The 10,380-nt window shown below is 64.7% G+C and carries 11 protein-coding genes and 1 pseudogene; 8 read left to right on the forward strand and 4 right to left on the reverse strand.

Features of this window, described 5'->3' with window-relative positions; translation table 11 throughout:
- Positions 1-25: 25 nt before the first annotated feature.
- Positions 26-922 (reverse strand): LysR family transcriptional regulator, encoded by an 897-nt coding sequence (locus XI08_RS29015; protein WP_271577009.1) that lies wholly within the window; start codon positions 920-922, stop codon positions 26-28.
- A 287-nt stretch (positions 923-1,209) separates the two neighbouring features.
- On the opposite strand from XI08_RS29015, the gene XI08_RS29020 reads away from it, so the two are divergent.
- Both XI08_RS29020 and XI08_RS29025 read left to right on the forward strand, forming a co-directional pair.
- Entirely contained in the window at positions 1,210-1,944 is a 735-nt protein-coding gene (locus XI08_RS29020) for an SDR family NAD(P)-dependent oxidoreductase (RefSeq protein ID WP_271577010.1), read from the forward strand.
- A gap of 216 nt (positions 1,945-2,160) precedes the next feature.
- Positions 2,161-2,760, forward strand: coding sequence for an NADPH-dependent F420 reductase (locus tag XI08_RS29025; protein ID WP_333928449.1), 600 nt, complete (start codon positions 2,161-2,163; stop codon positions 2,758-2,760).
- 148 nt (positions 2,761-2,908) lie between these two features.
- Here XI08_RS29025 and guaA read toward each other — a convergent pair whose 3' ends face one another.
- A complete protein-coding gene (guaA, locus tag XI08_RS29030) occupies positions 2,909-4,507 on the reverse strand; it encodes a glutamine-hydrolyzing GMP synthase (RefSeq protein WP_271577011.1) in 1,599 nt (532 codons plus the stop codon).
- 150 nt (positions 4,508-4,657) lie between these two features.
- Between guaA and XI08_RS29035 the strand changes: the two genes are divergently transcribed.
- From XI08_RS29035 to XI08_RS29045, 3 genes are all read left to right on the forward strand, one after another.
- Entirely contained in the window at positions 4,658-5,029 is a 372-nt protein-coding gene (locus XI08_RS29035; RefSeq protein WP_271577012.1) for a nuclear transport factor 2 family protein, read from the forward strand.
- A 424-nt stretch (positions 5,030-5,453) separates the two neighbouring features.
- Positions 5,454-5,786, forward strand: coding sequence for a DHCW motif cupin fold protein (locus XI08_RS29040; protein WP_027543080.1), 333 nt, complete (start codon positions 5,454-5,456; stop codon positions 5,784-5,786).
- A 267-nt stretch (positions 5,787-6,053) separates the two neighbouring features.
- Complete coding sequence (locus XI08_RS29045) at positions 6,054-6,263, forward strand: cold-shock protein (RefSeq protein WP_008141931.1); 210 nt, start codon at positions 6,054-6,056, stop codon at positions 6,261-6,263.
- A 217-nt stretch (positions 6,264-6,480) separates the two neighbouring features.
- On the opposite strand, the gene XI08_RS29050 is transcribed toward XI08_RS29045, so the two are convergent.
- Both XI08_RS29050 and XI08_RS29055 read right to left on the reverse strand, forming a co-directional pair.
- A complete protein-coding gene (locus tag XI08_RS29050; RefSeq protein ID WP_271577013.1) occupies positions 6,481-7,782 on the reverse strand; it encodes an RsmB/NOP family class I SAM-dependent RNA methyltransferase in 1,302 nt (433 codons plus the stop codon).
- 37 nt (positions 7,783-7,819) lie between these two features.
- Entirely contained in the window at positions 7,820-8,242 is a 423-nt protein-coding gene (locus tag XI08_RS29055; RefSeq protein ID WP_271577014.1) for an MAPEG family protein, read from the reverse strand.
- Positions 8,243-8,398: 156 nt separating this feature from the next.
- On the opposite strand from XI08_RS29055, the gene XI08_RS29060 reads away from it, so the two are divergent.
- From XI08_RS29060 to XI08_RS29070, 3 genes and pseudogenes are all read left to right on the forward strand, one after another.
- Positions 8,399-9,013, forward strand: coding sequence for an acriflavin resistance protein (locus XI08_RS29060; RefSeq protein ID WP_271577015.1), 615 nt, complete (start codon positions 8,399-8,401; stop codon positions 9,011-9,013).
- 70 nt (positions 9,014-9,083) lie between these two features.
- Positions 9,084-9,926: a metallophosphoesterase family protein gene (locus XI08_RS29065; RefSeq protein WP_271577016.1), complete on the forward strand. Its 843-nt coding sequence runs from the start codon at positions 9,084-9,086 to the stop codon at positions 9,924-9,926.
- Positions 9,927-10,067: 141 nt separating this feature from the next.
- Positions 10,068-10,380, forward strand: a pseudogene (locus tag XI08_RS29070) (amino acid deaminase); the annotation flags it as partial.

Consider the following 10,380-nt stretch of genomic DNA (forward strand, 5'->3'; position numbering starts at 1 on the left):
AGTGTCGCCGGCGACCTGCCACGCGTCAGTCGCGCGATACGGACAGTCCCGCGAGAAGCGGCGCGTAAGCGGCGAGCCTGCGGGATAGGAACTCGGTGAAGAGCCGCATGCGCTTCGTCTTGCGTGTCTCCCCCTGCGTGAGAAGCCAGAGCGTTCCGTACATGTGCAGGCCGGTGCCTGGTACTCTCGCCAGCAGAGGGTCGGCATCTCCGACGAAGCACGGCAGTGTCGTCATTCCGAGCCCCTGCCGTACAGCAACGATCTGCGCTCCGGCATCTGTGACCCTGAAAGGAACCTCGGCGGTGCGAACCTCACCCTCGCTGGCCCAATCCGGAATTCCATGAATGCTGATGACGATCCACCTGACGGGATCAGGCGCGCCCGCACGCCATGCGGCTAGCCGATCCCGGGACATGTAGACGCCGCCGAACAGCTCCGGTCCCTTCAGGCCGTGAAGATTGAGCGGCAGGGTTTTGCGGTCATAGACGACACGGATCGCGACGTCGGCCTCCCGGTTGGTCAGATTTACCAACTCGCCGGACGACAGGATGTCCATCTCGATGTCCGGATGCAGACGCGCGAAATCGGCGAAGTCCGGCATCAGCAGGTGTGTCGCGAGGGGCGGCGCCAGCGTCACCCGCAGAAGCCCGCGCACACTCTGGTCGCGGCCGAAGACGCGCGTCTCCAGCTGGTGCGACGACGCTTCCATCTGCTCCGCGAGCTCGAGGACCTCCTCCCCCGCAGCCGTCAGGCGGTAACCCGAAGGCAGCTTCTCGAACATGAGCGCCCCGAGCCGTTCCTCGAGCTGGGCGATGCGTCGCAGCACGGTCGAGTGGTTCACCCCGAGGCGTTCGGCGGCGGCCCGCACCGAGCCTCCACGCGCGACGGCAAGAAAGTAGCGAACGTCATCCCAGTCGATCATGGTGCAATCTAGCACCGCTGGGGTGCGCCTTCCAAAGCCCGTGTCCAACACATCGAACAGCATCTCGTACGTGGGTGGTGCGGGGCAATTATCATAGCCCATGCCGACAAGCGCCCGACTCCGAACGGCGGACACCGATCGTCGCGCCGGCGTCTGTCGTCCAGCCGGATCGATTTCGCACCACCGATGTGCGTGCTTCCGCACTCAACGCCTGACGCCGGCAGACCTATGTCGAGATCCTCGGGGGCAGCCCCGAACGGCCAAAGACGGAGTCTCAAGGAGAAGTCATGGGAAAGCTTGAAAGTAAGGTTGCAGTCGTCACGGGTGGATCGAGCGGCATGGCGCTGGCGAGCGCCAGGCGGTTCGTCGAAGAAGGCGCCTATGTCTTCATCACGGGCCGGAGGCAGCAGACGCTCGACGAGGCCGTCAGGCTGATCGGCCGGAACGTGACCGGCGTGCGCGGCGACGCGGCCAATCTCGACGACCTCGATCGTCTGTTCGACACGGTCAAGCGGGAAAAGGGCAGGATCGACGTCCTATACGCGAGCGCCGGCATCGGCGAAGCCGTCCCACTGGGCGAGATTACCGAGCAGCATTTCGATGCGACCTTCAACCTGAATACGCGCGGCACGCTGTTTACGGTTCAGAAGGCGTTGCCGCTGTTCAACGATGGCGGATCCATCTTCATGACCGGGTCAGTTGCTTCGGTGAAAGGTTTTCCTGGTTACGGCGTGTATTCGGCGAGCAAGGCGGCGTTGCGCTCATTCGCACGCACTTGGCTCAACGAACTGAAGGGCAGGAATATCCGCGTGAACGTGCTGAGCCCGGGGCCGATCGCCACACCGATGCAGGACCAAGTTCTCACCGAGGAGGCGAAGCGGATGTTCGAATCTCTGATCCCGCGGGGAAAGATGGGTCGTCCTGAGGAAATTGCGGCGGTCGCGCTGTTTCTTGCTTCAGACGATTCGAGCTTCGTGAATGGGGTGGAGTTGTCTGTCGACGGCGGCTTCTCGGCCATCTGAATTCGCGCCGGATCGCCGGAAGTGGCTGACCCTCCGGCCGCGCGGAAGTCGTTCACGGCAGGACGTCTACGCGTCAATTCAGGAATTCGAACCGATGACGCGCATCGCCTGGTGTGGCGGCCCGAAGCTCTCGCGAAGGTCGCCATGCAGCGAAACGGATAACCCAGCGCCGTTGAAGGATGGGTAATCAATACCAACACGGATCGGAAAAGCATTATGAGCTACGCAATTGTAGGATTCGGCAAGATAGGCCAGGCCCTCGCCCACGCCTTCGCCCGCAAGAACATCGACGTCACCGTCGCGAGCCGCCGGCCGCCCGATGCGTTGGCGCCGCAGGTTCGGGCGATTGGCCCCACGGTCGTCGCCAAGTCGCTGCGGGAAGCACTCGAGGCCGACATAATCATCTTGGCGGTCCCGTTCGGGGAGCATCGCGAGGTTGCGAAGGCCCTGCCGAGCTGGAAAGGCAAGACGGCCATCGACGCAATGAACGCGTTAGTTTCCCCTGAGGAGCTGGACGGTCTCCCGTCCTCCGCCTTTGTCGCGAAGGCGTTCACCGGCGCCAAGCTCGTGAAAGGTTTCAATCACCTGATCGCGGCCACTCTGGCTACCGATCCGATCGTCGAGGGTGGCCACCGGGTCGTCTTTCTGTCGAGCGACGACGAGGAAGCGACCGCTCCCGTGGTGGCCTTGGCCAAACAACTCGGGTTCGCACCCGTCAAGCTGGGAAAACTCAACGAGGGTGGCGCGCTGGTGCACGCACGCGACCGCATCTGGGGCCAGCTCATCTTCCAGGATTTGTTCAAGAAGGAGCAGTAATCGGCGTATCGGCGCCGTTCGAAGAGCGGGGAGACGCCCGACGGAGCGGAAGATCTGCGGGTCGCTTAGAATCTATCGGCTACTATCGATGACCTAGGATTCGCCCGAGTGTCCTCTGCTAACCGATACCACTCCACGGTACTCCCCCTCACTCCCACTCAATCGTCCCCGGCGGCTTGCTGGTCACATCGTACACCACCCGGTTCACGCCCTTCACCTCGTTGATGATGCGCGTGGCGGTCTCGCCCAGGAATTTCATGTCGAACTGGTAGAAGTCAGCGGTCATGCCGTCGGTTGAGGTGACGGCGCGGAGGCCCACGACGAAGTCGTAGGTGCGGCCGTCGCCCATGACGCCGACGGTCTTGACCGGGAGCAGCACCGCAAAAGCCTGCCAGATGTCGTCATAGAGGCCATGCTTGCGGATCTGGTCGATGTAGACGGCGTCGGCCTTTCGCAGGATGTCGAGCTTGTCGCGGGTGATGTCGCCGGGGCAGCGGATGGCGAGGCCCGGGCCCGGGAACGGGTGGCGGCCGACGAAGATTTCGGGGAGGCCCAGCTCGCGGCCGAGCTTGCGCACCTCGTCCTTGAACAGCTCGCGCAAGGGCTCGACCAGCTTCATGTTCATGCGCTCGGGGAGACCGCCGACATTGTGGTGCGACTTGATCGTCACCGAGGGGCCGCCGGTGAAGGAGACGCTCTCGATCACATCAGGATAGAGCGTGCCTTGCGCGAGGAAGTCGGCGCCGCCGATCTTCTTGGCCTCGGCCTCGAACACCTCGATGAAGAGGCGGCCGATGGTCTTGCGCTTGGTTTCAGGGTCGGTGACGCCTTCGAGCTCGCCGAGGAACTGCTTGGAGGCGTCCACGTGCACGAGCGGGATGTTGTAGTGGTGGCGGAACAGGTCGACGACCTGCTCGGCCTCGTTGAGGCGCATCAAGCCGTGATCGACGAACACGCAGGTGAGCTGGTCGCCGATGGCTTCGTGGATCAGAACCGCCGCGACAGCCGAATCGACGCCGCCGGAGAGGCCGCAGATCACCTTGCCCTTGCCGACCTGGGCGCGGATCTTCTGGATCTCCTCCTCGCGGAAGGCGCGCATGGTCCAGTCGCCGGTGAGGCCGGCGATCTTGCGCACGAAGTTGCGGATCAGCTTGGCGCCGTCGGGCGTGTGCACCACTTCGGGGTGGAACATCAGGCCGTAGTACTTGCGCTTCTCGTCCTGGATGATCGCGAAAGGCGCGTTCGGCGAAGTGCCGGCCACCGAGAAGCCCGGCGGCATCTTGGTGATGCGATCGCCATGGCTCATCCAGACCTGGTTCTTGCCGCCAAGCGACCAGACGTCCTCGAACAGCTTGCTCTGCGCCTTAACCTCGACGTCGGCGCGGCCGAATTCGCGGTGATGGCCGCCCTCGACCTCCCCGCCAAGCTGGGCCGCCATGGTCATCTGGCCGTAGCAGATACCCATCACGGGAACGCCGGAGGCGAAGATCGCTTGCGGGGCGCGGGGCGAGCCGGCCTCGTGCACCGATTCAGGCCCGCCGGAGAGGATCACCGCCTTCGGCTTCATCTCCAGAAAAGCCTGTTCGGCCTTGTTGAACGGGACGATCTCGCAATAGACGCCGTCCTCGCGCACGCGGCGCGCAATCAGCTGCGTCACCTGGCTGCCGAAGTCGACGATGAGAATCTTGTCATGCGCCGAGGCCACGGATGGCGTCGACGCGGAGCGGTCGTTCTGTGCTGCTGTCATGGCAAGCAGATACGCGACGGCGCGACGACCCGCAACCGCGCAGGTTTGCGCGCCCACATTCTTCTTTGGGCATGGACAAACGGATATAGGTAAGTATTATTGACCTAACTTGCCCCACCCTTCAACCAGGGGCCGATCAGGGAGAATGCCATGCCACAGCACCATCAGCCATCATCGCTTGCCGCGCTCGGCCGGACCTGGGTCGAGGCCTGGAATACGCGCGATCTCGAGCGCGTGCTCACGCTCTATGACGAGACCGCCGTGATGAGCTCGGACCGCATCCCCGCGCTGGGGTTCGACGCCAGCGGCACCGTGCGCGGCAAGGACGCGTTGCGGGCGTACTGGGGCAAGGCGCTCGGGTTTGTGCCGGAGCTGCATTTCACGCTGATCGATGTGTTCGTGAGCCCGGACAGCATGGTGGTGTTCTACGCGAACGAACGGGGGAAGAGGATCTGCGAGTATTTGCGGGTGAATGACGCCGGGCTGATCGTGCAGGGGTCGGCGAACCATCTGGTGGGGTGACGCGTATTGAACGGTGCCGCCCCACCCACCGCTGTCATTCCCCGCGAACACCACTGTCATTCCCCGCGACCCGGCTACGCCAAGGCTTCGCCGGGGTCGAGGTACAGGGGCGCCGAAGCTTTAGCGTAGGCGGCAGGCGGGGAATCCAGTACGCCGCGGGCTGTCGATTCAATCACGACCGTCTCGGCGTACTGGATCGCCCGCCTCCGCGGGCGATGACAGCGAGAGGGCGGAACGCTCTTGCCCCAAGCTCGTCGTTGCGAGCTCCGCGACTTGTCCGCCGAAACCTTGGCGCAGGCGGAAGCGATCCAGACGGCCTCCGCGGATGCATTTCTGGATTGCTTCGCTGCGCTCGCAATGACGGAGACTGGGGCAACGGCCTACGCTAACACCGGCATTGCCGGCTCTGAGACAGGATCCCCCCATGAAACTCCCCACCTCCCCCTTCACCGTCACCGACTGGAGCAAGGTCGAGCCGACCACGCATGCCGGGGAGACCGGCCAGGCGCTGTGGCGCACGCTGAATATCGGCGATCTCCGGGTGCGGATGGTCGAGTATTCGCCGGGCTATCTCGCCGACCATTGGTGCGACCGCGGCCACGTGCTGTACGTGCTGAAGGGCGAGCTCGACTCAGAGCTGCGCGACGGCCGCAAGTTCAAGCTCACGGCGGGGATGAGCTACCAGGTTTCGGACTTCGGCGACGCCGCGCACCGGTCCTCGACGGCCACCGGGGCGACGCTGTTCATCGTCGATTGAGACGCGCCGGAGTGGTTAATTTGCACCGCAAAATAGAAAATCCGGGCGAGGTACCGGGCGGCGGGTGATGCCTTGAAGTGGCCCAAAATTCTCGCTATATTGTGATCATCGATACTTGGCCGAACGACTGGGCCGCTTCGCCTCGTCTAAGACAGGCGCGCACGCTTCAGATGATTTCTCCAAAACATCGACTCATCAGGGCTATGGGCGCAGCGCTGCGTTCCGGTCCGCGTGCGTATCCTCTCTAACTAACTAAAGGAAATTCCCATGGCTATGGGCACCGTGAAGTGGTTCAACACCCAAAAGGGTTATGGTTTCATCCAGCCGGACGACGGCCAGAAGGACGTGTTCGTGCACATCAGCGCCGTCGAGCGCGCTGGCCTCTCCTCCCTCAACGAGGGTCAGAAGGTCTCGTTCGACATCGTCGCCGACCGCCGCAGCGGCAAGTCGTCGGCTGACAATCTCCGCGTCGGCTAATCGCCCGCGCACCGGCGCTTCTGACCACGGACGTACCGGCAGAGCGCTAGAACTAGAAAGCCCCGCGACCGGATTCGGTCTGCGGGGCTTTTTGTTTTGGCCCCTTCCGTCATTCCGGGGCTCGCGAAGCGAGAACCCGGAATCCATGGGACCGCAGAAACTGCCGCGCCATGGATTCCGGGCTCGCCCTGCGGGCGCCCCGGAATGACAACGTTGATCAGGCGGTCTTCTTCAGCACCGAGACGAAGAACCCGTCCGTCCGCGTTAGGCGCGGCGTCATCAGCCAGCCCTCGGGCGATTGCAGCGCGGCTTTTGCGAAATCCTCCGCCTTGTCCCAGAGCACGCTCGCGGTCTGCTCCGGCGGCACCACGGCGAACTCGCCATGGCGGCCAATGAACGCCCTCACCTGCTCGCCGTTCTCTTCCGCCAGCACCGAGCAGGTGATGTAGGCGATGCGGCCACCTAGCTTCACCAGCGGTGCGGCGCGCTCCAGCACCTCGGCCTGGTCGCGCAGGCGGATCTCCAGCGCACCCGGCCGCATCCGCCATTTGGCGTCGGGGTTGCGGCGCCAGGTGCCGGTTCCCGTGCAGGGGGCGTCGATCACGACGAGGTCGGCCGTGGCACTGATGTCGGCCAGCGGATCGGCCTCGCCCTTGGGCGTGCGGATATCGGCATTGTGGACGCCGGCGCGCGACAGGCGTTCGTGAATGGGCACAAGCTGCCGCTTGTCGCGGTCGGTGGCGATCAGCCGGCCCTTGCCCTGCATCATGGCGGCGAGCGCCAGCGTCTTGCCACCGGCGCCGGCGCAGAGATCGATCACCTGCTCGCCGGGTTTTGCCGCGGTGAATTGGGCTGCAAGCTGCGATCCCTCATCCTGCACTTCAACGGCGCCCTTGATGAAATCCTCCTCGGCCTGGATGCCGGGGTTGCGCGCGTCGGCGGAAAGCTCGATGCGCAGGCCGGTTGCGGACCACGGCGTCGGTTTCGCATGAAGATGAGCAAGCGCCTTTAGCACCTTGTCGCGGTTGGATTTTAGCGTGTTGACGCGCAAGTCCAGCGGCGCCCGGCTCGCCATCGCGGCCGCTTCCGCGGCGCGATCCTCGCCGAACACTTTTGCAAGATGCGGATCGAGCCATTCGGGGTAGTCGCCGGCGATCGCGGCCGGTGCGTCCTCGAGGGAGCGATGGCTGAGCGCCGCCTGCTCGGCCTCGGTCAGCGGCGCCGGCGCAAACCGGCTGCCGTCGAACAAGGCGGCCATGGTGGCCGCATCCATGTTGCGCTCGAGGCGGAGCATGCCGATCAGCCTGGCACGCGCGGTGTCGGCGTCCATCAGGAAGGCGCTCGAGGCGTAGCGGCGCAGCACGTCCCAGACGAGGCCGGCAATCGCGGCGCGGTCGCCGGAGCCGGCGAAGCGGTGCGCGGTGCCCCACTCCTTCAGCGCCTTGGCCGCGGGCACGCGGTCCTTCTCGATGGTGTCGATCAGTTCGATGGCTGCGGACAGCCGGGCAGCGGGAGTCATTTCAAAATCTTTCAGGTCAGGATCGGCGGATAAGCGCCTAGATCAGCAACAGCATCCTCAGCGCGAAGTAGATCCACATCGCGAGCAGCACCAGCACGCCGGCGAGCCAGATCGTCGAGCGGCGGCCGAGATCGTTCGAGGAGACGAACACGCCGGCATGGGCAAAGCGCGTCACCACGAATACCCAGGACATCAGCACGACGAAGAGATCGGCATGGCGCAAGGGGAGCGCCAGCGCGATCAGGGCGTAGAACAGCACCGGCAGCTCGAACTGGTTGCGATAGCAATTGGCGATTTGCGTGGCGCTCTTGGGCCAGTTCGGTTCGCCCAGCGCAACGTCGCGGATCTTGGTCTCGCCCGAGACCAGCGAGCGGCGGCGCGCCAGCGCCATGCCGATCAGGAGCGCGAAGGTGAGACCGACCTGCACGAAGACAGGCAGCAGGACCATTTGGGCAGACATCGGAACTTTCCCGTAAGGCGGAACACCGCGGACCGTCATTAGCCGCGACTGCTGGCGCTGACAATCAACGAGTTGAACCGGTGTTCCCGCTCTTGCGACCAACCAGCGATTGTTAAAGCAATTTCGGCCCGTTCGGGCCCAAGGCGAGCTAGCGCCATGAACACCCTCTTCAGCCTTTTGACCGAATCCGCTGACGGCCGGCTCGGCATTCTGATGTCGGCGCTATCAGGCATCGCGGCGGCGCTCGCGGTCGCGTTGGCGATGACGGTGTATTTCCGCATGAGCTACCGGACCTGGCGCGACGTCGTCAGGCATGGCCTCGCCACGCTCGCCGCCATCGTCCTGTTCGGCTTTGCCGCCTACGACATGCGCCACGCCGCGCTCGCCTATCTCGGCCTCAACCCGTCCAAGCCCGCGGTCGAGTTCGAGATCCGCATGCCCAGGGAGACGCTGACGGCGGTGTCCGATTCCCAGATCGAGCTTCACACCGACCGCAACCAGACGCTGGCGCTGGTCGACGGCGTGCGCGACCTCACCGACGGCCGCGCGCTGCTGCGCGGCGCGGTGGCGCTCAACCACCGCACGGCCGACCGCGTGCTGGTCGTGAGCCTTCCCGGCAAGGGCACGTTCGAATTCCGCCTCCGCCTTCCGGCCGAGCCGCATCGCTCCGAGCAGTTCGGCCCCTGGCATCTCGCCGACCGCATCGCCTCGCCGCTGGCGGGCAGCGTCGCGCCGCAGGACGCCTACACGATCCGCTACCGCGTGCTTTAAACTTTGTTCGATCGCGGGCGATGCAGGCGCCGTCATCGTTCCGACGCTTCGCCGGGCTACACCTTGCCCCATGTCCGCATTTCGCCTGACGCAGATTTCCGACACCCATCTCGGCCGGCGCTTCCCCGGCCTGATCGCCAACTTCCACCGCGTCTGCGAGCACATCGACGCTGACAGGCCCGATCTCGTCGTCAACACCGGCGACGTCTCCTTCGACGGGCCGACCAGCCGCGACGATGTCGTGTTCGCCAAAGGCCTGCACGACGCCCTGCCCGTTGCCTGCCGTTACCTCCCCGGCAATCACGACATCGGCGACAATCCGACCGCGATCGGGCCGGCGCCGAAGCCGCCGGTCAGCGAGACGCACCGCCAGCAATTTCGCGACATCGTCGGCGACGACCATTGGTCGTTCGAGACCGCGGGCTGGTGCTTCATCGGCCTCAACTCGCTGGTGATGAATTCGGGCCTCGCGTTCGAGGCCGAGCAGTTCGACTGGCTGACCCAGGAGATTGCACGCACGAACGGCAGGCCGGTCGCGCTGTTCCTGCACAAGCCGGTGTTCCTCAACCTGCCCGACGATCCCGAGACAGCGGAGACCGCGATCCGCTACGTGCCGCAGCCGGCGCGGGCGCGGCTGATCGAGATGTTTGCGCGCGTCGATCTGCGCCTCATCGCCAGCGGCCACGTGCACCAGCGCCGCGACTTCACGTTCCGTCATACACGCCACGTCTGGGCGCCGTCGGTCGGTTTCAAGATCAACGATTCACGCCAGGACCGGATCGCGATCAAGGAGACCGGCCTCGTCGAGTACCGCTTCCAGGGCGACAGTCTCGAGGTCCGCCACGTCAGGGCCGCCGGCCAGGTCGACATCGATATCGAGGAAGTCCTCCTCCAGATGGGCGGCGAGCACTAGCTCAATTCGCGAGCACAAATCCCTATCTAAATACCTCATTGCCTCGAACTTGTCCCCATATTGGCCAATTTTGGCTAATGACAACGTTGTCATTCGAACATATCGTTCCCCCAGCGGTCGAGGGCCGCCGAGGGAGCGACGATGCAGTTCTTGTCCCGGTGGGATAGCCAACGCCTTTCGACGACGATTCGGGGCATTCCCCTGGTCGAAGGCCTGGCCACTGAAGACATCGGCGACCAGCGCTGGTCACCTTCGCGCGGCGATCTTGCCCTGCCCGCCCTCACCCTCGACGAGGCCGCCTTCGCGGCCAACCGCGACCTCTTCCTCAAATGGTGCGCGAGTGCCGGCGTCAGCGTCGCGCCGCACGCCAAGACCCCGATGTCGCCGGAGCTCGCCCGCTCGCTGCGCGCAGCCGGCGCCTGGGGCACCACGGTCGCCAACATCCAGCAGGCCG

This window comes from Bradyrhizobium sp. CCBAU 11361 (genome assembly GCF_028128935.1).
GTDB lineage: Bacteria > Pseudomonadota > Alphaproteobacteria > Rhizobiales > Xanthobacteraceae > Bradyrhizobium > Bradyrhizobium niftali.